The 26,345-nt window shown below is 34.7% G+C and carries 24 protein-coding genes; 15 read left to right on the top strand and 9 right to left on the bottom strand.

Annotated features, from left to right (window positions below; translation table 11 throughout):
- The first annotated feature begins 100 nt into the window (after window positions 1–100).
- Window positions 101–1,858 carry a methyl-accepting chemotaxis protein gene (locus N2Z58_08625; GenBank protein ID MCX7654720.1) on the top strand — a complete coding sequence of 586 codons (1,758 nt, stop codon included), beginning with the start codon at window positions 101–103 and terminating at the stop codon, window positions 1,856–1,858.
- Here the strand turns inward: N2Z58_08625 and N2Z58_08620 are convergent.
- The 3 genes from N2Z58_08620 to N2Z58_08610 are packed head-to-tail and all read right to left on the bottom strand — an operon-like array spanning window position 1,808 to window position 4,165.
- Entirely contained in the window at window positions 1,808–2,713 is a 906-nt protein-coding gene (locus N2Z58_08620; protein MCX7654719.1) for a radical SAM protein, read from the bottom strand. The genes N2Z58_08625 and N2Z58_08620 overlap by 51 nt on opposite strands.
- A 21-nt stretch (window positions 2,714–2,734) precedes the next feature.
- Window positions 2,735–3,961 carry an ABC transporter permease gene (locus tag N2Z58_08615; protein MCX7654718.1) on the bottom strand — a complete coding sequence of 409 codons (1,227 nt, stop codon included), beginning with the start codon at window positions 3,959–3,961 and terminating at the stop codon, window positions 2,735–2,737.
- A gap of 18 nt (window positions 3,962–3,979) precedes the next feature.
- Entirely contained in the window at window positions 3,980–4,165 is a 186-nt protein-coding gene (locus N2Z58_08610) for a hypothetical protein (protein ID MCX7654717.1), read from the bottom strand.
- A gap of 131 nt (window positions 4,166–4,296) precedes the next feature.
- Here N2Z58_08610 and N2Z58_08605 point away from each other — a divergent pair, with 131 nt between their 5' ends.
- Window positions 4,297–5,484, top strand: a complete 1,188-nt coding sequence (locus tag N2Z58_08605) for an ISL3 family transposase (GenBank protein MCX7654716.1) — start codon at window positions 4,297–4,299, stop codon at window positions 5,482–5,484.
- Between the two features lie 540 nt (window positions 5,485–6,024).
- On the opposite strand, the gene N2Z58_08600 is transcribed toward N2Z58_08605, so the two are convergent.
- Genes N2Z58_08600 through N2Z58_08590 form a run of 3 tightly spaced genes read right to left on the bottom strand, consistent with a single transcriptional unit; the run spans window position 6,025 to window position 7,927 of the window.
- Window positions 6,025–7,215, bottom strand: coding sequence for a M50 family metallopeptidase (locus tag N2Z58_08600; GenBank protein MCX7654715.1), 1,191 nt, complete (start codon window positions 7,213–7,215; stop codon window positions 6,025–6,027).
- A gap of 56 nt (window positions 7,216–7,271) precedes the next feature.
- Entirely contained in the window at window positions 7,272–7,718 is a 447-nt protein-coding gene (locus N2Z58_08595) for an SPASM domain-containing protein (protein ID MCX7654714.1), read from the bottom strand.
- 8 nt (window positions 7,719–7,726) lie between these two features.
- Window positions 7,727–7,927 (bottom strand): hypothetical protein, encoded by a 201-nt coding sequence (locus tag N2Z58_08590; protein ID MCX7654713.1) that lies wholly within the window; start codon window positions 7,925–7,927, stop codon window positions 7,727–7,729.
- Window positions 7,928–8,252: 325 nt separating this feature from the next.
- Here N2Z58_08590 and N2Z58_08585 point away from each other — a divergent pair, with 325 nt between their 5' ends.
- From N2Z58_08585 to N2Z58_08540, 10 genes are all read left to right on the top strand, one after another.
- A complete protein-coding gene (locus N2Z58_08585; protein MCX7654712.1) occupies window positions 8,253–9,092 on the top strand; it encodes an ATP phosphoribosyltransferase regulatory subunit in 840 nt (279 codons plus the stop codon).
- A gap of 19 nt (window positions 9,093–9,111) precedes the next feature.
- A complete protein-coding gene (gene hisG / locus N2Z58_08580) occupies window positions 9,112–9,735 on the top strand; it encodes an ATP phosphoribosyltransferase (protein MCX7654711.1) in 624 nt (207 codons plus the stop codon).
- Between the two features lie 22 nt (window positions 9,736–9,757).
- Window positions 9,758–11,065: a histidinol dehydrogenase gene (gene hisD / locus N2Z58_08575; protein ID MCX7654710.1), complete on the top strand. Its 1,308-nt coding sequence runs from the start codon at window positions 9,758–9,760 to the stop codon at window positions 11,063–11,065.
- A complete protein-coding gene (locus N2Z58_08570; protein ID MCX7654709.1) occupies window positions 11,047–12,090 on the top strand; it encodes an aminotransferase class I/II-fold pyridoxal phosphate-dependent enzyme in 1,044 nt (347 codons plus the stop codon). Before hisD ends, N2Z58_08570 begins: the two co-directional genes overlap by 19 nt.
- Window positions 12,090–12,692: an imidazoleglycerol-phosphate dehydratase HisB gene (hisB, locus tag N2Z58_08565; GenBank protein ID MCX7654708.1), complete on the top strand. Its 603-nt coding sequence runs from the start codon at window positions 12,090–12,092 to the stop codon at window positions 12,690–12,692. Before N2Z58_08570 ends, hisB begins: the two co-directional genes overlap by 1 nt.
- Window positions 12,689–13,306 carry an imidazole glycerol phosphate synthase subunit HisH gene (gene hisH, locus N2Z58_08560; GenBank protein MCX7654707.1) on the top strand — a complete coding sequence of 206 codons (618 nt, stop codon included), beginning with the start codon at window positions 12,689–12,691 and terminating at the stop codon, window positions 13,304–13,306. Before hisB ends, hisH begins: the two co-directional genes overlap by 4 nt.
- Window positions 13,300–14,040 carry a HisA/HisF-related TIM barrel protein gene (locus tag N2Z58_08555; protein ID MCX7654706.1) on the top strand — a complete coding sequence of 247 codons (741 nt, stop codon included), beginning with the start codon at window positions 13,300–13,302 and terminating at the stop codon, window positions 14,038–14,040. The genes hisH and N2Z58_08555 overlap by 7 nt, the downstream gene beginning before the upstream one ends.
- Window positions 14,030–14,788 carry an imidazole glycerol phosphate synthase subunit HisF gene (gene hisF / locus N2Z58_08550; GenBank protein ID MCX7654705.1) on the top strand — a complete coding sequence of 253 codons (759 nt, stop codon included), beginning with the start codon at window positions 14,030–14,032 and terminating at the stop codon, window positions 14,786–14,788. The genes N2Z58_08555 and hisF overlap by 11 nt, the downstream gene beginning before the upstream one ends.
- A gap of 28 nt (window positions 14,789–14,816) precedes the next feature.
- Complete coding sequence (gene hisIE / locus N2Z58_08545) at window positions 14,817–15,449, top strand: bifunctional phosphoribosyl-AMP cyclohydrolase/phosphoribosyl-ATP diphosphatase HisIE (GenBank protein MCX7654704.1); 633 nt, start codon at window positions 14,817–14,819, stop codon at window positions 15,447–15,449.
- A gap of 144 nt (window positions 15,450–15,593) precedes the next feature.
- Window positions 15,594–18,056 (top strand): glycogen/starch/alpha-glucan phosphorylase, encoded by a 2,463-nt coding sequence (locus N2Z58_08540; protein ID MCX7654703.1) that lies wholly within the window; start codon window positions 15,594–15,596, stop codon window positions 18,054–18,056.
- Between the two features lie 49 nt (window positions 18,057–18,105).
- Here N2Z58_08540 and N2Z58_08535 read toward each other — a convergent pair whose 3' ends face one another.
- Together N2Z58_08535 and N2Z58_08530 are read right to left on the bottom strand one after the other, a co-directional pair.
- Entirely contained in the window at window positions 18,106–18,750 is a 645-nt protein-coding gene (locus tag N2Z58_08535) for a peroxiredoxin (protein MCX7654702.1), read from the bottom strand.
- A 106-nt stretch (window positions 18,751–18,856) separates the two neighbouring features.
- Entirely contained in the window at window positions 18,857–20,488 is a 1,632-nt protein-coding gene (locus N2Z58_08530) for a phosphoenolpyruvate carboxykinase (ATP) (GenBank protein ID MCX7654701.1), read from the bottom strand.
- A gap of 247 nt (window positions 20,489–20,735) precedes the next feature.
- Here N2Z58_08530 and N2Z58_08525 point away from each other — a divergent pair, with 247 nt between their 5' ends.
- The 3 genes from N2Z58_08525 to infB all read left to right on the top strand — a co-directional run bounded on the left by N2Z58_08525 (window position 20,736) and on the right by infB (window position 24,381).
- Entirely contained in the window at window positions 20,736–21,203 is a 468-nt protein-coding gene (locus tag N2Z58_08525) for a MarR family winged helix-turn-helix transcriptional regulator (protein MCX7654700.1), read from the top strand.
- A 23-nt stretch (window positions 21,204–21,226) separates the two neighbouring features.
- The gene (locus N2Z58_08520) at window positions 21,227–22,240 is read left to right on the top strand and encodes an NAD-dependent epimerase/dehydratase family protein (GenBank protein MCX7654699.1); all 1,014 of its coding nucleotides are present in this window, start codon (window positions 21,227–21,229) and stop codon (window positions 22,238–22,240) included.
- Between the two features lie 86 nt (window positions 22,241–22,326).
- Complete coding sequence (infB, locus tag N2Z58_08515) at window positions 22,327–24,381, top strand: translation initiation factor IF-2 (protein ID MCX7654698.1); 2,055 nt, start codon at window positions 22,327–22,329, stop codon at window positions 24,379–24,381.
- 39 nt (window positions 24,382–24,420) lie between these two features.
- On the opposite strand, the gene N2Z58_08510 is transcribed toward infB, so the two are convergent.
- Window positions 24,421–25,854, bottom strand: coding sequence for a DNA photolyase family protein (locus N2Z58_08510; GenBank protein MCX7654697.1), 1,434 nt, complete (start codon window positions 25,852–25,854; stop codon window positions 24,421–24,423).
- Window positions 25,855–26,345: the final 491 nt, after the last annotated feature.

Below are 26,345 nucleotides of genomic sequence, written 5' to 3'. Positions count from 1 at the left end.
ACATTTTATAAAAATTTTGTTTCCATTTGATTTATGATATAATTATTTCAAAAAAGTCTTGTTATTTTTATTTAAATCCTGTGTAAAGGGGGTAGTTAAAATGGAAGGTTTCAAAAGTCTTAGGCAAAAGCTTTTAGTTACCATCCTTTTGCCAATTGTTATATTACTTATTGTCTTTGCCATACTGGTTTACATTAGACTCCAAATATCGACAAATTCATGGCAAGAACAGACACTCTCTCAAGTAGCAACTTCTTCAGCTGCAATACTTGAAAAATGGATTACCAGTGAAATAAAGGAAGCAAAAGCTTTTGCCGAAGAAAAATCGATTATTCAGGCTTTGGAATCCGGGGAATATCAAGAAATTGTCAATTTAGAATTGAAGCCACGGGCTGAGAAAAGAGAAGAACTTCTTATGTATTTGTTAGCTTATCCAGATGGTAAAGCCCCAAACACTACAGGTGCTGTATCGAATGTTTCCGACAGAGATTATTTCAAAGCAATTATGATAGAAGGTAAGGAAGTATTCGTAAGCGAAGGACTCGTATCTAAAAGTACGGGAAAAAACATTTTCGTTGTGACGTGTGCTGTCAAGAATATGGAAAACAAAATCGTAGGATTGTTCGGTCTAGGTCTTGACCTTGAATATCTGAACAAATTAGTCGATCAGCTGAAATTGGAAATTGGGGAAATCATTGTAATCGATCGTGTTGGAAAGGTTATATACCATAAGAATAAAGATTATGTAATGAACTTAAACATCAGCAATGTAAGAGGCAAAGGTTTTGAAAAGATATGGCAGGATATTAAGCAAAAAAAACAAGGAAAAAGCATAGTTAAAACACCAGATGGAAAAAACGCTTACGTTTTTTACTCGCCTTTAAAAGGTGAAAGTGACTGGTCAGTGCTGATTTCTGTACCAGAAGATATCTACTTAGCCCGCGTTCGAACTTCTATAGTGTTGATAGTAACAATCTTCGGTATTGTAATAGTTTCCATCGCTATCCTTATCCTCTTTGTCAGCAGCTTGATAGTAAAACCTGTGAAAGTTCTTGCAGAAAAGATAGAATTATTTGGCACAGGAAATCTGAATGTTGAATTTTCAGTTAAAGGTAAAGATGAGATAGCGAAAATGGCAAATTCTCTGGAGAATATGAAAGTTAACTTAAAAATAATACTTTCCGAAATTCTTCAAGACTCAAACTTAGTAAATTCTTCATCAAAAGACTTGCAAAAGATCTCCCAAAGTTTAGACAAAACCATCGCTGATTTATCAAGAGAAATAGAAGAGATAAACTCATCGCTGCAAAACTCATCTGCTTCTGTCGAAGAAGTTAACAGCGGTATAGAGGAAATTACCGCAAGTGCCCAACATGTCGCTAAATCGGCACAAGAGCTCTCCAAAAAATCAACGCAGGTAAACATGGCTGCTAAGGATGGGGAAGACAAGATAAACGCTATTTCGCAAACAATATTGAAAACGAAAGAAAAATCGATAATAACTGCCCAGGTAGTTAGTGAATTAAGTAACAAAGCAAGAAACATTCAAGAAATAGTTGATACCATAAATTCTATAGCTGAACAAACGAACCTACTTGCACTCAACGCAGCCATTGAAGCCGCAAGAGCTGGTGAAGCAGGTCGTGGTTTTGCAGTTGTTGCCGATGAGATAAGAAAGTTAGCCGAAGAAAGTAAGAATTCAACTAACAAGATAGGAGAAATACTTAGGGAGATACAACAAGGTTCTGAAAAAGCAAGTATAGCTACAAACGAAAGCGTAGAAGTCATAGAACAAGCAGCAAGACAATCAGAAGAAGCTAAAAACAGTCTTATCAATATCATCAAAAAAATTTGCTAATGATTTTTCATCTACAATCGTTAAATTAGAATTCCATTCACCAATTATCGGAGCAAAATGTATAAAATCAATTTTTAAATTGTGAAAATGTTTTACCAACCCCAATGCAAAATCTGGATTATCTTTAAAGTTTTCTATATGCTTATTTGTAACTGTCATTTCTATGCCTAATTTAAAATTTCTTATCTTGTTCATAAGGTTAATTATTTTTACAACGTCTTCATGAACACTTCTTTTAACATTTTTGTATTTTCTATGCTCATCATTGATACCTTTATCTCCATCAAGACTTACTGTTACCCCTATATTATAACTGTTAAAAAGTTCTATTGCTTTTTCATTTATTAATGTTCCATTTGTCGAAATAGAAAATTTTGGTGTATTTAATCCAATAGATGAATAGTATTCGTTGACCCAATAACACAATCTTTCAATTAAATCTAAATTAAGTAGTGGCTCTCCACCAAAAAACTGAATTGACTTTATACCCTTGGCAAAAGTTTTTGTAAAGAAAACAACTGAATTTTTTGCTGTTTCAAAATCCATAAAAAAGTTTCCACTCTGTTTGCCGTATGAACCTCCGTGAGCGTAACAATAAGAACAACTAAGATTACATGCTTGCGATATCACTAATATTAACCTAGAACAAACATCATCTTCTTTTTCTTCCTGAGTAATTTCATTACTCCCATTGAAGTAAAAATTTTCTTTTAAACTGCTTATCAATCTCTCTTTCTCATTCTCGTCAAGCTTTAACAACTGCTCTCCAAGCTTTGGTGGAAGCAAAAAGTATTTTAACTGTTCATGATTAAACAAAATATACTTATCGTCTAGGTTATAAATATGAACACTCATAAACTTCTGTCCTCCCTGTGCTTATTCTTTGTACAAAGCATTTATTAGCTGCAATTTCACTGCTTTTCGCGAAGCTAAATAGCCTGCTAACAGTGGGGAAATTAGTCCCATCACAGTACAGGTTATAAATAGCAGCGTATTGTCAGTAATATAATTCCACTTAATTATATAAACTAGTAATCTTGACAGCAAGATTCCTGGAATTAACCCTATAAATGTTCCTAAAATTCCAATAATGGCACATTCAAAAATATAAAATGCAGCTATTTGTAAATTTGATGCACCGACAACTTTCATAATTCCTATTTCTTGATACCTTTCATATACTGTTGTAATCATTGTGTTTGTAATGTTAGCTACAGAAATTAAAGATACCATTATAATTACAACTAGTATAAAGAAATATATATACCTAAACCAGTTATTAATTGCTTTGAGAACGTCCATTCTTGACACTGCAATAACACTCAAACCCCATCCTTTTAACTCACTCTTTATTAAATTGTCGCTATTCAGTATTCTTTCTATTTCTTTACATGTACTTTCTAGAAAATTGATACTATTGACTTTTGCACTTATCATCCCATACTTTTTATTGCTAAATGCATCTATATCAACAGGTGCTGCTATCATAAAATTGATCAAATCAGGGGTATCTGAAAACATCTGTGGCTTTTGCAGTTTGAGAATACCACATACTGTAAATATATACTTTCTGTTGCTGTCTTCAATTTCAATCTTATCGCCAACTTGAATACTCCCTATTTCTGCTATCTTTGCACCTATAACCACTTCGTTGCCTTTTTTAAAAATTCGTCCATGCTCTATAATTGCACCTAAATTGTCTAAAAAGAGTTTTTTCGTTCCTATAATACGAGTAAAGACGCTTTTTCTCTGACCTTTACTATTTACAGCCGTAATGCTATCAGGCGACCACACTTTTACCCCGACAACATTTTTCAAACTTGAGATTTTTTTTATCATGTCTATATGAGAATCATCAAAAATAGGATAACTATAATAATAACTTGCTCGGCTTTCAGGCCTGCCTTGCACTATGCTTATGACTTTTTCATCAGAAACCTTCATTTCTGTATACATTTTATCCTTGAAACTTCCTGCCATAATAATTATAACCGTGACCAAAAATACTCCCAAGGTTATGTTAAACATGCTCAGTACAAATCTTATTTTGTTGTTCTTTATGCTCGACAGAGAAAACTTTATGTACTCAACTATTGAACTCATAGATTGTTGCTTTCCTCCTTATCTCACCTGAACTATTTTTTTGTTTGATATAGTAATTACTTTCTGTGCTCTCTTTGCCACCTTTTCATTATGTGTAACCACAACTATTGTGGTTTGAAGTTCTTTATTGATATTCTCAAAGATAGATAATATCTGCTCTTCATTAGCTTCATCTAAATTTCCTGTCGGTTCATCAGCAAGCAAAATCGGCTCTATAATAAATATTGGGGTGGTAAGAAAAGAAAAAATATAGCACTTATTCTGAATGCCTGCTATAATTAAAATTGTTTTTAGGGATAAAAAAACACACAAAAGAAAGGAGGCATCCAGAATAAGTGCTCAATCATAATTATATCACTGAACTTTTGAAATCAAAAGATATCATTCTCCACCAAGTAGTAGAAAACGAAAAGGAAGTAGAACTCCACATAAGTCAGATGCAAAAACCTCACGAGTGTCCTAAATGTGGTAGTATCACAAGCAAGATACATGATTATCGTGTCCAAAGAGTAAAGGACGTACCAATAATGGGTAAGGAAACATATTTAGTTTTAAGAAAGCGAAGATATGTTTGCAAAAAATGTGGAAAGAAGTTTTTTGAACACATAAATTTTTTGGGCAAGCGTCAAAGAATGACAAATAGACTAGCAGCATACATTATAAGTCAGCTTAGTAGTTTGAGCAGTATGAAAGAGGTAGCAAGACAGACAAATGTATCAGTTACAACAGTTATGAGGTTATTTGATAAGGTAAGTCCTACCAAGAAAATAGAGGATTTTTCTTCTGAGGCGATATGCATAGATGAATTCAAAGGAAATGCAGGTGGAGCTAAATATCAGTGTATAATTGTGGACCCTGTGAAAAAGCAGATAGTAGAAATTTTAAAAGACAGAAGACAAGATGTTTTGATTGAATATTTTAAAGGGTTAAAAGGAAGGGATAAAGTAAAGTATTTCATATGTGATATGTGGAGACAATTTGTGGAGATAGCAAAGATATATTTTAAAAATGCGAAGATAGTGATAGACAAATTTCATTTTACAAGGTATGTTTATTGGGCGACAGAAGGAGTAAGGAAAAGAGTGCAGAAAGAATTAGAAGATAATTTGAGAAAATATTTCAAGAGGAGCAGGAAATTGTTGTTAAAGTCTTATGAAGAACTTACAGCAGAGCAGAGAGAAGAGTTAGAAGTGATGTTTTGGTATAGTGAGGATTTAAGGAAAGCGCATAGACTCAAGGAAGAATTTAGAAAAGTTTTGGAAAGCAGTAATTCAGCAGAAGCGAGAGTTGAATTAAAAAAGTGGATAGAGGCAGCAGAGAGAAGTGGCCTTTCTGAATTTTGCAGATGTATAAAGGTTTTTAGGAACTGGTTTTCAGAGATAGTAAATTCTTTTGATGTTCCGTATACAAATAGTGCAACAGAAGGTTTTAACAACAAGATAAAAGTTTTAAAGAGAAATGCATTTGGATATAGAAATTTTGAGAGATTTAGAAAGAGGATTTTATACAGTTGTGGTAGTTAGGAGTTAGAAAGAGAATATTTAAAACCCGCAAAAGTAGCGGGGAAAGACAATATTGGGTTTTTAAAATTATTTACCTGTAAGAGGTATATATTACATTAAATGTTTGGTTGATAAAACTGAAAAGGTGGGCATTCAGAATACCCACCCCATCTCTTGACAAAGAGCCGTAATTTTTTGTTAGCTCAAAAACCCCTCCTAACTGACAAAGTCCAGAGATTGTTATTTTTTGTTAGTCTATAAATACCTCTGAACTGATAAAGTCAAGAAAAATAAAAAAACACAGATAACTTTTAGAAAATTATTTGTTGTTTAAAAACAGGATTTATTCTAATATATTAAATTACTTTTCTGTGAAAGTATACTATTAATGAAATCAATCTAATTTCTTTGCTTTTATACCACCGATTTATATATTTCATTTATTTCTAGAATTGTTGTATGCTGCACGATGTACTTAAATTCCCACATTTAAAGTTACAGTTGATACATAAATCGGACATTTACAAGTTTAAAAGTTAGAAATACTTTTTATTCAATCATCTAAAAATCTTTAGCCAAAGTTGCATTTAAATACTTAATGCTTCTTTTGTAAATGAATAGATATAAAGCAGAAACAATAAGTATATTCATTGCAGTGTAAATAAAAAATCTCCTTTCTTGGCTAAATCCAAATCCATATTTCTGTAAAGTTTCATATAAAACATTGTCAAGTACTTTAACTTGAACAATAATGTAAAGTATAGTTATCACAATACTACAAATAATATATATCAATTGCTTAAATGTTAGTTTGTAACGAAATTTTTTATTAACTATTCCAGCCAAAAATTTGTAGTACTGATATCGCAAATTTGGTTCTCCAATGACTATAGAAAATATAAAGTATCCATCGCTAAATGTGAAAGGTGTTAAATTTAGGAATGCTATTTGAATATTTACAAAAAACAAAGTTTTAAATATTTCTATCTCAAAAATATACCACATAAATAGACAACTCAAGCCAAAAATAAAGTTAAACACAATTCCAGCTATTAATACTCTCACTCTTTTGAAAGGAGGAAGAGCATATAAACCTTGAATCTTTACATAAACTATAGGGATTACGAAATAATATAACCCTATATTTAATTTATTAGAAGTCAGACCATATCTCGTGGCAAAAATAATATGCCCAAGTTCATGTACTAAAAAGCATGGTATTGTAAATATTAAACTTAAAATTATATTTTTCAAGTAGGAATTGTCATATTTAATAATATTATTGAAATTAAAACTTATTCTCGATGGTAAAAATATTGTAACGTATAGAATTGTAACAATTAACATTAAAATTAAAATAATAGTTAGAAACATGCCTCTTTTTTTAATATAATTACAAAACAAAGAAATGTCTATCGAAAGCATACTAAACGAAAAAAGTTGTAGTTCACTGAATTTGTAATGTTCATTGAAATTTTTTATTAAACCTGCCCTTCCAAGTTTAGTTATTAAACTTTTTATATCTATTGACATATTATTCTCTTTAGCAAATTTTTGAATATCACTGACACTTAATTTTCCATTCATTAACTTCAAAAGTCTTAAGATAAGACTCACCTGCTCATTTGGAACAATTATAAACGAGTCATTTTCAATGGTTCCAATACAATACATTATATTGCCTTTCTTTTTAAACAACTCATACTTCTCAATATCTGGATAAGCAATGGGTTTAAAATTGTCAGAAACCAATTATTAGCCCTCCCCTGACACCAAGAAAAGATAAAAAACTTTTTTCCTTATAAGTTCTAAATTTTATTCACCAGATAGTTGTCCACTAGGAACAACCCTATCCTTTCAATTATTTTCTTATTGATAGAACATAAATTATTATCAACACAATCGAAATTCTTAAACTTTAAATAACTTGCTGCTATGCATTGGGAACAAATTCCTTTTGCTATACAATTTGCACAAGAATTAATTCTCTCATATGTAATTTCTTTAAATTCAAGTATCTTTTGCCTAAAATTCTGAGTTTTTTCTTCAATATTATCATTTACATTTCCCATAATTAAATCTTCTGACCGTCCTATAAAGACAAAACAAGGGTATATGTTTCCTTCTACATCAACAGCAAAATCTTCCACACCTGCCGAACACAGATTCTTCTTTAATCTTTTTTTAACAACCGACTCCGTAATTCGCAGAACAAAATCAATAACAAGTGGATTATTAGAAGATATTGTTGTCAAAGAATACTTTACAAAATACTTAAAGAAGTTGAAAGCATTAGTTCAATGATAGAAAGTTTAGCCTCAAGTGCCCAAGAACAGAGTGCAGCAACCGAACAAATGAGTTCTGCCATGGCTAACGCAACCAATTCAATTATGGTCATAGCTAATTCAATCGAAAAAATAAGTAAAGATTTTAAAGAGCAGAGTACAAACGCTAAACATGTCAATACATCAGCTCAAAATTTAGCAATGATAGCCGAAAAACTAAATACTTCGGTCCGAAAGTTCATTATTTAATTCATGATTCTGTATGTTGCAAAAAGTTGAAATTATGATACAATATTTAAAAAATGCTTAGAGGTGTAAATATGGATTGCCTTTGTGCACAAATTGATTTACAAAATAATTCAATAATAAATCTGCATCACCATCAAAATGCCCCGGGTGTTACTCCACCTGGGCTTTTTTGATGGTTTAATGGTGGAGTAAACACAAGGGGCTCATCGATACGATGAGCCCCTTTTATTTTTAAATTGTCCGGAGGTGAAAAATATGATCGATACTATTTTTCGAGCATTTTACAAACGGGTAAGCGAAAATTTTGAAAAGTTTACACAGCCGGATATTAAACGAGTAAAAGATTTAAAAGAATTAGTGTCAGGTGTAACATTCATGGTGAAATCTGGTGAGATTTTTAAATTGAGGAAGGATTTTACAAAGTTTATTTGTGAGCACGTCAAAGCACTTGAAAATGTTGAAAATCAAAGACAGCCACATAGATTCTGGTATGACGGACATGTTTACTTTTTTGATAATTTTGGAAATTTGAAATCTCGGTATGAAATTGGACTTGAGATTATCCCTGGTGGGATTTATGAGCTATTAGAGTGTATCAAGATCATAGTAGGTACATATACAGAATATTCAAATTCAGACCTTATCTTGGAACTCAGCGATGCGAGAGTGCTAGAAGATCTCATCAAAGATGTTTCTGAAGACATAAAGACTGAAATATTGGAGATGCTTGATAAAAAAGACTTCTCAGAGCTCGAAGTACTTGGTAGTGTGAGAAAAATAGACGTATCAAAACTTGTTGAAGTAGTTAAAAACAGCTTTTCAAAACGTAGACTTGAAGATTGGCAAGATTTTCCCATTAAAGAACCTTACAGAAAAGAATTGGAAACGGTAATAAGAAGTTTAGAGGGGTTTGAGAACGTAGTTGTTGAGGTTGACTTTTCACTCGCCAGAACAACAGAAGAATATTGTGGATTAACGTTCGCACTCTTTGATACTAAAAGTTCTAAACTAGTTGCAGCTGGCGGTGAATATAAAGTTAATGAATTCTTGCATGGTGTGGGTGGAACGATCTTTCTTTCAGAAATTCGATACTAAATCTATCGGAGGTGGTAATGTGCTCAGAATAGCTTTGGCTAAAGGAAGACTTGAAAACGAAAGTATCGCATACCTTGAAAAATGTGGGTACAAGTTTGAAGAAAAGTTGGAACGAAAACTGGTTTTAAGAGATTGCGATGAGAGAATCGAATTGCTCTCTGTAAAACCACTTGATGTACCGATATACGTACATTGGGGAATAGCTGATGTTGGGATTTGTGGCACTGATTCGATAGTTGAATCACAGTTGGCTCTGATTCAACCAATGAAATTACCTTTTGGTTTGTGTAGCATGGTTCTTGCAAGTTTTCAAGGTTTCAGATTCAACGGTCGACGTGTTAAAATCGCTTCTAAATTTCCGGTGAGCGCTAAGAAATATCTTGAATCAAGAAATGTTGATGCTGAGCTTATAAAATTGAACGGTTCTGTGGAGCTTGCACCTGTTGTTGGACTTGCGGACGCAATTATCGATATAGTTCAAACCGGTAAGACATTAAGAGAACATGGATTAGTGATAATAGAACAAATTTACAGAATATCCGCGATGGTTTGCGTAAATGATGTTGCTTATAGAACAAAACGCATTGACTTGCAAGCACTTTTTGACAGGCTTTGGAATGGTTTGAATAATCAAGTCAGTTGATAAAGACAAAGGAGGTTGTGATATGAACGTGATAAGGTTTCCTTCACCAAGCCAGATCTTTCAAATTATTGAAAGCAGAAGAAGAAACGTTTCAGATATTGAAGAATTCGTCAAATCTGTAATAAAAAATATACAAACAAATGGTGATGATGCGTTGATTGAGTATATTAACAGATACGAAAAATGCAAGTTGACCTTAGACATGCTGAGAGTTTCAGATACTGAAATTGAAGAAGTTACAGTTGAACCTGAATTTGAGAGCATAGTCGATAACTTCATATCAAGGTTAGAAAGATACCATATTTTGCAAATAGAAAAAAACAAATGGCAACTTACCGAAAATGGTTCATTCTTAGGGTATATGAACGTACCAATTGACAGTATCGGAATATACGTACCATCTGGGAAAGGAGTCTACTTCTCTACCCTATTGATGTGTGCGGTTCCTGCCAAAATTGCTGGTGTTAATCGTATAGTGATAGCAACACCACCTGATGAAAGGGGTAAGATACCAAAGTTTATAACTTACATAGCTAAAAGAATAGGGATAAGCGAAATCTACAAGATGGGAGGAGCACATGCGATTGCAGCACTCGCGTATGGAACAAAAACAGTTTATAAGGTTGACAAGATCGTTGGTCCTGGGAACAAATACGTTGCTTTAGCCAAAAAACTAATAATCCAAGATTGCGGAATCGATAGTATAGCCGGTCCAAGTGAGGTACTAATCATTTCCGATGAGACAGCAAATCCACGTTTCATAGCTTGTGATATGTTATCTCAGGCTGAACACGATGAAGATGCTATGTGCGTGCTTGTCACCACTTCTGAGAAGTTGGCAACATCGGTTCAGGAAAATATTCAGTACTATATTCAAAAACTAAACAATCCAAACAAAGAACGGGCAATAAAATCTCTGGAAACAAATGGTTACATAATTCTTGTTGAAAATCTTCTCCAGGCTGTAGAAATATCTAACAATATTGCCCCGGAACATCTTGAAATAGTCACCCAAGAACCATATCAATTATTAAAACTTATCAAAAACGCAGGCTCAGTATTTTTGGGTAACTTTTCAAGTGAGCCGATAGGAGATTATGGCATAGGACCAAACCATGTGTTACCAACATTCTCAACTGCACGATTTACTTCTGGCTTAACTGTGAATGATTTTCTCAAAAAAATATTTATAACACAAGTAAGTAGCGAAGAAATTTTGAAAACTGGAAGTGAGTACGTCAAGCTTGCAAGACTTGAAGGATTTGAAGCTCATGCTATGGCTGTCCAAATTCGACTTGAGGAGTTGGGAATATGGAATCAGCCAGAATGAAAATCAAAATGCTACCAAAGTATCAGCCAGAGAAACGTACAGAGATATATCTTGCCCTGAACGAGAATCCGTTCGATTTCCCTAAAGAGATTTTAGACTACGCGTATAAAAAGCTTGACCTTAGTGCACTCAAAATTTACTATGATTCCCCGTGCGAAAAGCTATTGCAAGCTTTATCGCAATACACATCTCAACCTAAGGAAAGAATAAGTATAGGAAATGGAGCAGATGAAATTATCTACTACATATTTCTCATGTTCAAAACTTTCAGCTTTTATATCTGTCCACCTACTTACAGCTGTTATTCTATATTTGCTTGTGCAACGGGAGTGAATCTGTCCACTGTACCTCTGTTGGGTGAAAAGTACGACAAGCTGGACATTGATGAGCTTACAAAGAAGTTAGACCATAAAAGTGTTTTGTTCTTACCGAATCCAAATAACCCGACTGGACATTTGTTTGATAAAAGTGAAATCGAGTATCTTCTATCAACTGGAGCAATAATAGTTGTTGATGAGGCATATTACGAGTTTGCAGGTGACTCGTGTGTAGAGTTGTTGGACAAATTTAAAAATTTGATAATCATACGCACCTTCTCAAAAGCTTTCTGCTTAGCCGCTCAACGTATTGGCTATATTTTGGCAAATGAGGAACTGATTGATTACTACAATTCAATCAGATTACCTTACAACGTTTCTTACCTGTCGCAGCTTTTAGCTTTAGCTTCGCTCGAAAACTTAGGATATTTTAAAGAAAAGATAACATGGATAAATCAAGAACGCGAGAGAATGAAAAAGACGTTTTTAGAAAATGGCTTTCATTTAACTGACTCGGTAGCAAATTTTATATTTATCTTAGCAAATAACAGTCAAATAGAGATGATCTTCGAAAAATTAAAAAACCAGAAAGTCACCGTAAGAAAATTCAAGGAAGGAGTCAGAATTTCCATCGGGAAATCACAAGAAAACGATTTAGTAAAAGACATTCTAATAAGAACAATCAAATCAAACAAGGGGGGATCGTAATGGTCGAGATAGATGTTTTCGAGAATAGCTGTACTGTTAAGAGGACCACTAAAGAAACATCTATAATCTTGAGATTATCCTGTACTGCACAAAAGTCTGTATTTACAGGTAGCACAGGAATCGGCTTTTTTGATCATCTTTTGGAAACTCTTTCAAAATATTGTGGCCTGTCAATCGAGATAACTGAGTTTCATGCTGATACACATGTAGATTTACATCACGCAGTTGAAGACACAGCGATAGTAATTGGCACGGCAATAAAGAACTTGTTTGATTACAACTTAACTGCAAGATTTGGTTATTGCATTGTACCCATGGATGATGCATTAATTATGAGTGCGATTGATCTATCTGGAAGGCAGTATTTGGAATTTAACGTAGATTTTACAGTATCGAACATAGGAAACTTTGCAACGGAATTGTTGGAGGAATTTTTTAAAGCATTTGTGAATAGTTCCGCTACAACGCTTCACATAAGAAAACTGAATGGAAAGAACAACCATCATGTTGCTGAATGTGTTTTTAAATCATTCGGTTTATGCTTAAACATGGCGTTAAAACCTTCGAATACAACGCTCTCAACGAAGGGGGTAATTATGTGAAAGTCGGGCTTGTAGGCATCGTCCCTGGTAATGTTATGAATGTTTATAGGGCTCTGCTGAAAGTAGGTATCGAGTCGGTTGAAATTATACAACAAAGCACAAAGAAATTCTACGAAGTATTAATTCTTCCTGGTGTTGGTCACTTCCAAGATGCTATGGAATCTCTCAAGAGACTAAACTTCGATGAGTATATAAAAATTCACGTTGAAAGTGGAGGAAAACTTTTGGGTATCTGTCTTGGAATGCAACTTCTATTTGAAAAAAGTGAAGAGGTAAAATTTAACAGCACTGACAGAGAATCCGAAGGACTTAAGTTGATAAAGGGAAATGTCATCAAACTAAAATCAAAAATTTTACCGCACATTGGTTGGAACCAAATTACATTTTTGCAAGAAACAAATTGTGGAATCTCGAAGTTTAACAACCATTATTTTTACTTCGTCCACAGTTACAAAGTAGTCTGTGACAAAGAATTAACCATAGCAGAAACCGAGTACGATGGAGAGAAAATCCCAGCAATCATTAAGTATAAAAACATAGTTGGAATACAGTTTCACCCAGAAAAAAGTCATACAGATGGTCTATCACTACTTAGTGAGGTGATAAAATGTTAGTCATACCGGCTATAGATATATACAATGGTAACATCGTACGTATGATAAATGGAAAAAAAGAACAAGCTATAGTCTATGAAACAGGAAAAGAGAAAATATTGAGAAAAATCGAACGTTTCTTGGAGAACGGACTGAATTTAGTTCATATTGTCGACTTGTCAAAAGCCATAGATGGTAGTGATAAGAATTATGAAATAATCACTGAAATATCACGCTGTGGTCTTTCACAATTCATACAACTTGGCGGAGGTATCCGAACATTTGAATATTCAATTAAGCTCTACAATCTTGGTTTCAAAAGGCAGGTGTTGACAAGTTTGGTACTTAAAAACGAAGAGATTGTAAGTAAGCTCATTGAAAATGGAATAGAAGTGATCTTTTCGCTGGATACTGACTCCGAGGGTAACATAAAAACAAACGGCTGGAAGATTAGTAAAAAAATAACTTTTGAAAAATTACTTACAAAACTTGAAGCACTTGGTATAGAACAATTAATTCACACAGACGTAGAAGCTGATGGAACACTGAAAGGAAGAGATCTAAAAATTACAAAGAACTTAGCAAATCAAACTAAATTAAAAATCATTGTAGCAGGTGGGATAAGTTCTGTTTATGACTTAGAGAATGTCAAGTCTTACTGCAAAGAATACAGCAACGTAACAGGCCTAATAATTGGTAGGGCGTACTATGAAGGAAGAATAACACTAAGGGAGATGAGCCTTTATGCTGACTAAGAGACTCATAGCTTGCCTCGATGTTAAAGATAACGTAGTTGTTAAAGGTAAACAATTTGAGAATTTAATTTACGGTGGTGATCCTGTAGAACTTGCAAAAAGATATGCACAGATAGGCATCGACGAATTAGTATTCCTTGACATAAGCGCCACGTATGAGAAAAGGAAAACCTTGATCCAGCTTGTTGAGAAAGTAGCTGAGCAAATAAATATACCTTTTACAGTAGGTGGTGGTATAAACTCCTTGGAACTCGCTTCTGAGCTGATATACAAAGGTGCCGATAAAGTGAGTATAAACACTGCAGCCGTTGAAAATCCAAAGTTGATAACACAGATCGCAGATCGTTTTGGGTTACAAGCTGTTGTTGTAGCTGTGGATGTGAAAAAAACCGACATTGGTTATGAAGTATTCACAGTATCTGGACGCAAGAGAACGGGTATAAGGTACGAAGATTATCTCGTCGAAGTAGAAAAACGTGGTGCAGGTGAATTACTTATCACAAGCATCGATAAAGATGGTACACAAGACGGTTACGATGTAGAAACAGTACGTCTTGCCAAATCATTAACAAAGCTTCCGGTTATAGCATCTGGTGGTGCTGGTAAAATGGAGCACGTATTGGAAATACTCACAGCAGGTGCAGACGCAGCACTTATGGCATCTGTATTGCACTTTGAAAAGATTAATTTGCAAAAGTTGAAGGAATTTCTACAAAATAATGGAATAAAAGTTAGGATTAACTACTGAATTCAAAAAATTGAAGGAGGATGTAATTATGCAAAATGATGAATTATTAATACCAGTAATTGTACAGGAAATAAATACAAAAGAAGTTTTAATGTTAGCATACGCAGATCAAAAAGCACTTGAATTGACCAAACAAACTGGCTATGCACACTTTTATTCACGCTCGAAAGGTAGAATTTGGAAAAAAGGTGAGGAATCAGGAAACACTATGAAAGTTGTTAAAATATTGAAAGACTGCGATGAGGACGCAATATTGTACTTAGTAAAATTTCCGGCAGACAAAGTAGCATGTCATACAAACAAAAGAACTTGCTTTTTCAAAGTCTTACACGACTCAAGTAAGGAGGACAACGACGAAATTGTGAACTTGGAATTCTTAATCGAGTTAAAACAACTAATCGATGAACGAAAGAAGGAACTACCAGAAGGTTCTTATACAACCCGTCTCTTTAACGAAGGAATAGAGAAAATAGCCAAGAAATTTGGGGAAGAAAGCATTGAAGTCGTTTTAGCTGCTATGGGAAATGATAAAAGACACCTTGTGTCCGAATTGGCAGATTTAATTTACCATTTAACGGTCTTATTGTCAGAAAAGGAAGTCGGGTGGCATGAAATAATATCAGAGTTAGTCGCAAGACGGAAAGGTTCTAAGTTGCGATAATAAGACTTTTCGAGTATGAATCTGAAACTATGTGGCATTTTTCCTTTCTTTATAATGTATTTGACATTTTTCAAAACATAGTGTAAACTTTAATTTGGATTTCTATTGGAAACGGTTCTGATGCTTTGAAAAGGGGTGCAGATAGTGACAAGGAATGGAAAGAAGTGTGATTTAGCGACACAATTCAAGTATCACATGCATCACTCCTTAGGTGAGAAAGTTGATTACGCTACAACAATCCAAAAATTCTTTGCATTATCTTACTCTATCAGAGACATTATTGCGGAAAAATGGCTCAACACTGAGGATATAATTTATAAGAGGAAAGATCTAAGAATAGTTAACTATTTATCGATGGAATTCCTGATAGGTAGACTTTTATACAATAACATACTCAATCTGAAGGTTGAGGATGAAGTCAAAAAACTTTTGGAAAAATACAACATTACACTTGATGAAATTGCTTTATTAGAAGAAGATGCAGCGCTTGGTAACGGTGGCCTTGGTAGACTTGCTGCATGTTTTCTTGATTCCTTAGCTACTCTTGGCTATCTTTCTTACGGTTATACAATACGTTACCAATACGGATTATTTAAACAAGAAATCGAAAATGGTTTTCAGAAAGAACTTCCCGACGATTGGTTGAAAAATGGTTATCCATGGGAATTTCCTAAACCACATGAAACAGTAAAAGTCAAATTCTTTGGTAAAAGTGAACCGTATTTCGACGCGGAAGGGAAACTAAAATTTAGATGGATTGATACCTACGAAGTTTTAGCGGTCCCATATGATATTTATATAACTGGTTACAACAGCGAAATAGTCTCTGTACTCAGACTGTGGCATCCTAAAGCCGTTAATGAGTTTAATTTCAACGAGTTTGAGAAAGGTAATTACGAAAAAGCTGTTCATGAAAAAAACCTTGCAGAAACACTTTGTAAAGTGCTATATCCAAACGATGCGTTCTATCAGGGTAGAGAATTAAGACTAAAACAAGAATACTTTTTTGTGAGTGCTGCTTTGCAAGACATAATCAGAAGACACAAAAGAAGGTACGGTAACAACTTAGATAACCTTCACGAAAGTGAGGTCATACAACTTAACGATACCCATCCTGCGCTTGCAATTCCCGAACTCATGAGAATATTACTTGACGAAGAAGGATACGGCTGGGATGAAGCATGGAAAATAGTAAGCAACACAATAGCTTATACCAACCACACAGTCATGCCGGAAGCACTTGAAAAGTGGGAAGCGCCATTACTTCAAAATATGCTTCCCAGACACTATCAAATAATTGAGGAAATAAATGCCAGATTTTTGAAAGAAGTTGGTCAAAAATTCAACAACGACCTAAAAAAGATCATTGATATGTCAATTTTCGAAGAAGGAAATATAAAGAAAGTCAGAATGGCAAATCTTTCATCGATAGCTTCATTTTCAATAAACGGCGTGTCTGAATTACACACAGAAATACTTAAAAAAAGTGTTCTGAAAGATTTCTACGAAACGTATCCGGAAAAATTTAACAACAAAACAAACGGAGTTACACAAAGAAGATGGCTCTTGGAGTGTAATCCACCACTTGCCAAACTCATAACCGAAGGAATCGGAGATGGTTGGATAACAAACCTTTACGAGTTGAGAAAATTAGAAAATTTTGTTGAAGATAAAGGATTCCTCGAAAAGCTTGCTCAAGCAAAAATGTGGAACAAAGAAAGATTAGCGAAATATGTAAAAGAAAAATTGGACATCTCAATCGATCCTAAGACATTATTTGATATACAGGTAAAAAGAATCCACGAATACAAACGACAACTTCTAAATGTATTGCATATTGTTCATTTATACAACGAAATAAAAAACGGAAATAACTTAAACGTACCTAGAACATTCATATTTGCAGGCAAGTCTGCCCCAGGGTACAGAATGGCGAAGCTAATTATCAAGCTCATCAACAGCGTTGCCGACGTAATAAACGCTGATCCAATAGTAAGCGAACAATTAAAAGTTGTTTTCATACCAAATTACAATGTATCAGCTGCTCAGATAATCATTCCAGCGGCAAATATTAGCGAACAAATCTCAACAGCTGGTACTGAAGCATCTGGCACTGGTAATATGAAGTTCATGATAAACGGTGCTTTAACAATTGGTACCTTGGACGGAGCAAATATTGAAATACTTCAAGAAGTTGGTGAAGAAAACATATTCATATTTGGTCTTAAAGCAGAGGAAATTGAAGAGGCAAGGAGAAAAGGTATTTATAATCCATTTGGAATATATCTAGAAAACGAAAAAATTAGAAAAGTGCTCGATATGATCAGGAATGGTTACTTTTCTCAAGAACAACCAGATTTATTCGTAGACATATACGAGAACCTACTTTACGGAAAATACGCTCCTATGCCCGACCAATACTTCTTACTTGCTGATTTTGAATCTTACGAAAAAGCTCACAAGAAGATAGATGAAACCTACTTGGACCAAGTTGAGTGGAATAAAAAGTCATTACTAAACATTGCAAGAAGTGGAAAGTTCTCAAGTGATAGAACAATAGAAGAATATATAAAAGATATATGGAAAACCAAAAAGGTAGTAGAATAAAAAACCGTGAGGATTCTTCCTCACGGTTTTTTGTAAAACTTTGTGGAGCTTATTTTAGCTTCTTATGACAGAACCACCAATCATAGCATTCGTACTCTTGTAATCTTTTCTGAGCAGTTGCGCAGTCACTTGCTGGTGGAATAATCACTTCGTCTCCAAGCAACTCGTTATTGGGCCAATTCGCCGGTAACGCAACATGATACTGATCATTTACTTGCAATCCCTTGACCATTCTTAGAATTTCATCCATGTTTCTTCCAAGTTCTTGCGGATAATAAAGTGATGCTCTTAGAATTCCTTTCGGATCTATTATAAAAACTGCTCTAACTGTGTTCGTTCCTTTCCCTTGATGAATCATGCCAAACAAATCCGCTATTTGACCCCTGTCATCAGCGATAATGGGGAACTTAATCTCAATACCGAGCTTCTCTTTAATCCATTCAACCCACTTAATATGCGAAAAAACTTGATCTATACTGAGCCCTATCAACTCTGTGTTTAAAGTCTTGAACTCATCATATCTCTTTTGAAATGCAACAAATTCCGTCGTACACACCGGTGTGAAGTCTGCCGGATGGCTGAAAAGTACAACCCACTTACCTTCGTAATCCTTAGGAAAGTTTATAACACCTTGAGTAGTCTTTGCACTAAATTCTGGTACCTTATCCCCTATAAGCGGTAAACCCATATACATCCCTCCTGTAATAAGATATATTTTAGATACACTCTTATTTTATACTAAATCTAACTAATTACAATAACAACAAAGTAACTATTACATTAACACAGAATTTATATAACTAGAGAAGTGCTATTAAATCGTTTATAGAGTTTATGCATTCAATCGGAAGCTTATCATATCCTTGATTTTCGGTTTCTTTTGTTTTTATAAACTCGACACGTTTTTCGAGAGAAATTTTAACCAATTCTCTGTACTCGTATTCAGAGATTTTTGTTTCGAACCCTGGAATATCTATTATCTTTAATCCACCAAACCAATCAACGAATTTCGCACTTTTTTCGACAATTTTTTCTATGATCTCCAGGGTGAGTTCTTTCGGTACCTTTTTGTTCAAATAAAATCCTGTGTTAACTATGTAACATTCAACGCCCTTTTCAAATAACTTTTTAAACTTCTCATAGTCCTCTGCCAGTGGATACGTTCTAAACGGATTAGCGTAAGGTTCAAAAACAAGAGCCTCAGGATCTACACCTGGAAGTAATTTTTCAGCTGAGGTTCTTTTTGTTGCGAGTGTAGCTCCCATTGTGGATGCAAGGATAGGATCTTCTATTTTCACAATAGGTGGTAAAACAGGATCTTTCATTATCCAAAAGATTGCGTTGACAGGTTCATCAATTTTATCTACTCTGTTTGGTGACCAAAGCCTCGACTTAATTGCTCTACCATTTCCATTTCGAATATCTTCCATCACTGGAATTATTCTTCCTACTTCATCCAATGTAGCACCGCAATTTTGAATTGTAAGCAAATACTTGTTATCTTCACTGGTTAGCGGATAGTCAGAAGTCTTGTCAAAATAAGAAGGCTCTAAAGCTATTGATGAAAGATCTTCTAAACTTATAACAAGTGCATCATCGTGCAGTACAGTTATTTTGTACCTTTCCTTGTGCTTTGCGTGAGTTAACGTCGATTTCCCAGAACCTGATAATCCAAAGAAAGCAGCTACAAAAACGCTGTTATCGAATTCGTACTTCTTTAATCCACCATGACATGCAACAAAACCTTGTCTGTTTCCTATGGACCAACCAAGTGTGAGTGTTCCTTTCTTAAATTCTCCAAAATATCTCAATCCAAGTAATGCTGCGCAGTTGTTCCTTGGATCAAACAATGCAAGACCACCAGGGAATTCGGGATGTTGCCAATCTGGGTCTGTAAAGATATATATATCTGGTTCGCCGAGCATCTTGGAATTTTCGTACATCAGAGAATATTCAGGTGTTAAGTCCTGAAAGTTCAACAACCAATTATACACAGTATTTTCAAAACCCTCAGGTATCAAAATATGGTTTTTCACCATGAAATCCGGGTGAAGTCCTGTATAACTAATTGCATGATACAACTTTTTATACCTAGTACCATAAATTGCCTCTCTAACGACTTCAGCAAAGTAATCTTCGCTTACGCCAGGAATCCCTATTATCTTCCGTGCTCCAGCAAATCTTCCAACAGTGGCCCCATCGTTAAATATTAAAATTTTTGTACCTTCATCCAGGTTTAGAAGTTCCGGCTTGTAAACAAACAAGTCAGTTACTATAGTTCCTTGAGCATTCACAGCTTTCTTATAAGCTTCCTTCCTTGAAGTTACTACTTCCACATTGTTTCCGTAAAAAGCACTTTCAATAGTCGTTCTTAGCTTTGAAAAGTTGCTTTTGTTGACCTCCGACCACTGCCACCTTCCCTTTGTAGCCATCTTCGTTTCCCCCTTTAATTGATATTAACAATACATATCTTATTTTATAACTTTGCAAACGATTGGTTAACAGGAGCATAAACAAGCATACTTATACATCGTTGTGAAAGGATTTACATAGTCCAAAAACCCATTTTCTTATCAAGTATTTCGCGCTTAATAAGTAAAGAATAAAGAAATTGGTAGTTCATATTTTGAACTATTAAACAAATGAACTGTCTAAACAATTGGAGGTAGGTGATCTGAAATGTCAAAAGAGTTAGAGTATGCAATTAGCAACGTAGAAGTTGAGCAAATTTTGGAAAAAATTTTGGACACAGTGGCATATTTTGTAAGTATTCTTCCTCGTATTGCTGAATTTGAAAATATGAACACCACAGAATTTTATGTTTTCATGTACATTGCAACAAGAAAAGATTCTTATAGCAGCCAAATCGCTTTAAACTTAGGATTAAGAAGAAGTTCAGTAAGTATGATTTTGAAAAAGTTGTTAAAAAAACAGCTTATCGAGGTGACTGAAGATGAAAATGACAGAAGATATGTACATATTTATCTTTCAAAAAAAGGAAAAGATGTCTTCGAAAAATTTCTAAAAGCTTTCGAAAGTATAATGTTAAATGTAACATCAAAGCTCAGCTATGAAGACTTTGAAAAATTAACCAGCAGCTTTGAGTTAATAAGCAGATTCTCGCAATTAATTTTTAAGTCAAGATGACAAAAATCAAGGGGGGAGAAATCATGATACTTGTAACGGGAGCAACTGGACATCTTGGTAATGTGCTTGTGAGGGAGTTAATCAAAAAAGGTTATCATGTGAGAGTCTTGGTACATCCAAAAGATGATCTTATACCTTTGCAATTATTGCCTATAGAAATCTTGTATGGTGATATAAATGATGATTTCTCACACGGCTTAAAAGGTGTGGAAAGTGTCTTTCACTTAGCTTCTTTGATCTCGATTACTCCTGGCAAAAGAAAGCAAATTTACAAAACAAACGTTGATGGTACTATTAATGTAATAAATCTTTGTAAAAAGTACAAAATTCCGTTAATATATGTAAGTAGCGTACATGCAATAGCGGAAGTACCCAAGGGTTCAACGATAAATGAAGACATACCGGTAGATGAAGAAAAAGTAAGAGGTCACTATGCAAAATCGAAGGCAATAGCAACCAAAAAAGTGATGGAGGCCTTTAAGGAAGGATTAAATGGTTACATAATATTCCCGACTGGCATATGTGGACCTTTTGACTATAGACTATCATATTTTTCAAGAGTACTCATAAAATACAAATACAACAAATTAAAGATTGCAGTTATTGGAGGTTTTGATTTTGTAGACGTAAGGGATGTAGTGTATGCTTTGCTGAACTTACACCACTTATTTACCTTGAAACATTACGTAATAAATCATCAGCGATACTTAGTCTCGGCAAACAAGGTACGTTTCGAACTCCTTCCATTGGTTTGTGGAATGAAAAAATATGTAGTTTGTAGTGATTATACAGCCTATTTGGTAAGTTATTTATCGCTTTTAGCCCAGCTGATTTTTGGTGTAAGCACAGAATTTGTTCCTTATGCTCTTCACACTATTAATTTAAATTACACTTACTCTTCAGATAAACTAAAAGAGACCATCGAGTACCATCCAAGAAAATTTGAAAAATCTGTAGAAGACTTCTTCAAGTGGCTTTCTGAAGATACATTTCTGCAAAAACATGGCACCGTAGATTCCAAATTTAAGAATAGATAAACGTTTTTTTCAATTGGTTGAACAGATTGAACAGGGATAATATTATGTGCTATAATATCATTTGAAAAATTAAGGAGGTGGACTTATTGGGACGTTTAAGAGTTTATGAACTAGCAAAACAGCTTGACATGGATACAAAAGAGCTACTTCATGAATTAGAAGAACTGGGTATCGAAGTAAAAAGTCATATGAGCTATATAGACGAGGAAACTGTAAATATCCTTCTTGAGATATACAGAGAAACTCTTGATGAAGAGGAAGAGTTAGTAAAGTCACGCGAACCTGTAAAAGAGAAAGTAGAATCCAAAAAGCCACCTGTTCATATTACCGAGTCAGATTTGAAGCTTGATAAATTCGCTGAAAAAATAAAGATACCACAAAATAGAATAATCCAAGACTTTTTCTTGAAAGGTGAAATTTTGCGTCCTGGTCAAGCAATTTCTTTATCCTTGGCAAAAAAAATTGCCAAAATGTACGATGTTAGGTTAACATTTGAGGAGGATGCAACAACAAAAGAAGCTGTAAAACTTGAAAATCCACTTGATGAACTCAAACAAGAATTTGAAGAAATATACAACAACAATAAAGACAAATTGATTAACAGACCACCAGTAGTCACAGTAATGGGTCACGTAGATCATGGAAAGACAACACTACTTGATTACATAAGAAAGACACGTATAGCCGAAAAAGAAGAAGGTGGAATTACTCAAAGCATCGGTGCATATCAAGTTATAGTTAATGGGAAAAAAATCACTTTTATCGACACTCCTGGTCACGAAGTCTTCACTGAAATGCGTGCAAGGGGCGCTCAAGCAACAGACATAGTCGTTTTGGTTGTTGCTGCAGACGATGGTGTAATGCCTCAAACAATAGAAGCCTACAACCATGCAAAGTCAGCAAATGTACCAATAATTGTGGCAATCAATAAAATAGACAAACCAAACGCAAACGTAGATCTCACAAAACAAGACCTTGTCACAAAACTTAACCTTATTCCAGAAGATTGGGGCGGCGATACGATAGTTGTTCCTATATCTGCAAGAAATGGTATCAATATCGACACACTACTTGAAATGATACTCTTAGTAGCAGAAATGCAAGATATACGCTGTATACCTGATAGCCCTGTTAGAGCAGTTACAATTGAAACTAGGCTTGATAAGGGTTATGGTCCTGTGGCAAACGCAATTGTAAAAGATGGACTCTTAAAAGTCGGGGATTTTATAGTGGCTGGAAAGGTATTTGGTAAAGTCAAAGCATTAATAGATGACAAGGGTAGAAGATTAAAAGAGGCAGAACCGTCTACACCTGTAATGATTGTAGGATTTGAAGAACTACCAGATCCACACAGCATAATTTATGTGGTCGAATCAAAAGAGAAAGCTTTAGAAATAGTTGAAAAAGTGAAAGAAATAGAAGCAAGGGAATTAAGGAAAAAACGACAGATAAAACTTGAAGAAATTCTCAAGAAAATGCAAGAAACAGAAAGAAAAGAAATTAAATTGATCCTAAAGGCGGACACAGTTGGATCTTTGCAGGCACTCCAAAATGCAATTGCAAAATTGAAAACAAACGAAATAGGAATCGACGTTGTCCATTCCGCAGTTGGGGCGATAAACTCAAGTGATGTGATGCTTGCAAGTGCTTCAGAAGCTGTTATACTTGGCTTTAGAGTAAAAGCAGACAATCAAGCTTCCAAAATAGCAGAAACAGAAGGTGTTCAAATAAAAACCTACACGATTATTTACAAACTTCTAGAAGAACTCAAAGCAGCGATCGAGGGAATGCTTGAACCTGAAGAAGTTGAAGAAAAAACTGGTAGTGGAGAAATAAAGAAAGTCTTCAAAATTCATAAAGTTGGAAACATTGCCGGTGTGCAAATGTACGAAGGTTACGTGGAAAAATCTGGATTTGTAAGAATATACAGAAATGGTACATTGGTTTTCGAAGGAAAAATCGAATCTCTCAAACATTATCAACAGGATGTAAACAAAGTCAGTGCACCGCAAGAATGTGGAATCAAGTTCTTGAACTTCGATGATATAAAAGAACAAGACGAACTTGAATTTTATATAATCAAAAAAATTCCAAGAAAACTTACTACTGTTACAGAGCAAGAGACCAAAGTTGAACAATAAGCGATACGAAAATCCCCCCAAAGGGGGATTTTTTATCCTTCAACAATCTTTTAACCTTCTGAAAGCTTCCAAAGCCTTTTGCCTTGTTTCATTAATAGATGCCATAGGTAAAGGATAGTCCTTTCCAAGTTCTAATTCTATTTTCTTAAGTATGTGCTTAGGTGTGTTCCATGGTTCATGTATATATTCAACAGGAAGCTTTTCAAGTTCTGGGACCCACTTTTTAATATACTCACCGTTCGGATCAAATTTCTTCGATTGAAGCACAGGATTGAATATTCTAAAATACGGTACCGCATCAGCACCACAACCAGCAACCCACTGCCAACCTTGCACATTATTTGCGACATCCGCATCAACAAGTGTATCCCAAAACCACTCTTCTCCCAACTTCCAGTGAATTAAAAGATTCTTCGTCAACCAAGATGCAACAATCATACGTACTCTGTTATGCATCCAACCTATCTTCCAAAGTTGACGCATTCCAGCATCAATTATCGGAATCCCAGTCAACCCCTTTGTCCATCTGAAATAATCATCTGTTCTATCCCATCTCCAAGGAAACATATCGAATTTTCTCTTCAAATTCTTACTAACCATATCCGGATTGTGGTAAAGAACATGATAAGAAAATTCACGCCAAACAAGTTGTCTTAAAAACGATTTCTTACCCTTCGTAAAAGTTCCAAACTCACCACCATTAACAACTTTGTACCAAATCTGTCTTGGAGAAATCAAACCAACCGAAAGATAAGGAGACATCAAAGACGTACCATCTACGTCCGGTCTATCTCGATCTTCTTCATAACTTTCTACAGCATTGCACAAAAACCAATCTATACGATTTTGAGCACCTTCCTCACTAACATCCCAAAATTTATCCATGTCTGTGTACCAATTAACTTTTGGCAACAATCCTAAATCATCTAATCGTTCTGACGCAACAGCCATCTTTACACCAAGCAAACTTTCAGGAACAGGAAGTGGTTTTGATACAACAACCTCTCGTTCAAATTTCCTCCAAAAAGGTGTAAAAATGGCAAATGGTTTTTCATTATCCATGAGAAAATTCCTTGGATCATGCAGCAAAAAATCATCGAAACACTCAACTTTCACTCCTAAAGAAATTAGTTGCATTCTTATGCTCTCATCTCTACGTTCCAAATTTGGGTCAAAACGCTTGTTCCAATAAACTGCTTCGGCTCCAACTTTTTTAATAAGAGATTCAAGTACAAGAAAAGGATTATCCGCCTTACGGATAATTAACTTCAAACCGAACCTCTCAAGTTGTTTACTCAAACTTAAAAGTGCTTTATATAGCCACCACTTTTTTGCACCGCCCAGACTTTTCCTTTCTTTATCTTTTGTGTAAATATATAAAGGCACAACTTTTCCATCTTTGGCTGCATAATACAAAGCAGGATTATCAGAAACTCGCAAGTCATTCTCAAACCAAACAATTATACTCCCCATTATCTTAACTCCTATTAAGCTTGATACACTTCTATATTATACAATAAATTCTTGCATGTTTACAACCTCATCTATCTTCTTGCTTTTCATCGTCTCACTCTGCTAATTCTTTGCCATGTATAACCTCATCCCTCAACTCACATACTCTGAGCCTAATAATACCTGCCTCCACAAATTTTGATTATTTTCAATTCCAAAGTCCGGATAGAAAACTGAAATGGAAATTCGAAACGTAATATACTCCAGTCCAGCGGTAGGTCCGGACGGTAGTATTTATGTTGGTTGCTTGGATGGTAATCCATACGAAACTCATTCAACATCGTATAGTTTGATAGATATTACCTGACCAAAGTTTAGAGGTAATTTACGAGACACTGGAATGTTTGGTGAGAAGTGATTTTTGCTTTGGGCATACAAAGAAAAAACCCCCCTGATCTATTCAGGGGGGTGAGGCTTTAAATATAACCCTGGGCACTACCTACTCTCGCAAG

The sequence above is a fragment of the Fervidobacterium sp. genome (assembly GCA_026419195.1).
GTDB lineage: Bacteria > Thermotogota > Thermotogae > Thermotogales > Fervidobacteriaceae > Fervidobacterium.
Note: the sequence above shows the minus strand (reverse complement) of the source record. Positions and strands in the feature narration are given on the sequence as shown.

Coding starts and splice junctions, on each gene's coding strand:
- N2Z58_08615 (MCX7654718.1), bottom strand. CDS start 3,961: ATGAGTTCAATAGTTGAGTACATAAAGTTTTCTCTGTCGAGCATAAAG.
- N2Z58_08520 (MCX7654699.1), top strand. CDS start 21,227: ATGATACTTGTAACGGGAGCAACTGGACATCTTGGTAATGTGCTTGTG.
- N2Z58_08585 (MCX7654712.1), top strand. CDS start 8,253: ATGATCGATACTATTTTTCGAGCATTTTACAAACGGGTAAGCGAAAAT.
- N2Z58_08625 (MCX7654720.1), top strand. CDS start 101: ATGGAAGGTTTCAAAAGTCTTAGGCAAAAGCTTTTAGTTACCATCCTT.
- N2Z58_08525 (MCX7654700.1), top strand. CDS start 20,736: ATGTCAAAAGAGTTAGAGTATGCAATTAGCAACGTAGAAGTTGAGCAA.
- N2Z58_08620 (MCX7654719.1), bottom strand. CDS start 2,713: ATGAGTGTTCATATTTATAACCTAGACGATAAGTATATTTTGTTTAAT.
- hisIE (MCX7654704.1), top strand. CDS start 14,817: ATGCAAAATGATGAATTATTAATACCAGTAATTGTACAGGAAATAAAT.
- N2Z58_08570 (MCX7654709.1), top strand. CDS start 11,047: ATGGAATCAGCCAGAATGAAAATCAAAATGCTACCAAAGTATCAGCCA.
- N2Z58_08510 (MCX7654697.1), bottom strand. CDS start 25,854: ATGGGGAGTATAATTGTTTGGTTTGAGAATGACTTGCGAGTTTCTGAT.
- N2Z58_08530 (MCX7654701.1), bottom strand. CDS start 20,488: ATGGCTACAAAGGGAAGGTGGCAGTGGTCGGAGGTCAACAAAAGCAAC.
- N2Z58_08535 (MCX7654702.1), bottom strand. CDS start 18,750: ATGTATATGGGTTTACCGCTTATAGGGGATAAGGTACCAGAATTTAGT.
- hisF (MCX7654705.1), top strand. CDS start 14,030: ATGCTGACTAAGAGACTCATAGCTTGCCTCGATGTTAAAGATAACGTA.
- hisB (MCX7654708.1), top strand. CDS start 12,090: ATGGTCGAGATAGATGTTTTCGAGAATAGCTGTACTGTTAAGAGGACC.
- N2Z58_08555 (MCX7654706.1), top strand. CDS start 13,300: ATGTTAGTCATACCGGCTATAGATATATACAATGGTAACATCGTACGT.
- hisD (MCX7654710.1), top strand. CDS start 9,758: ATGAACGTGATAAGGTTTCCTTCACCAAGCCAGATCTTTCAAATTATT.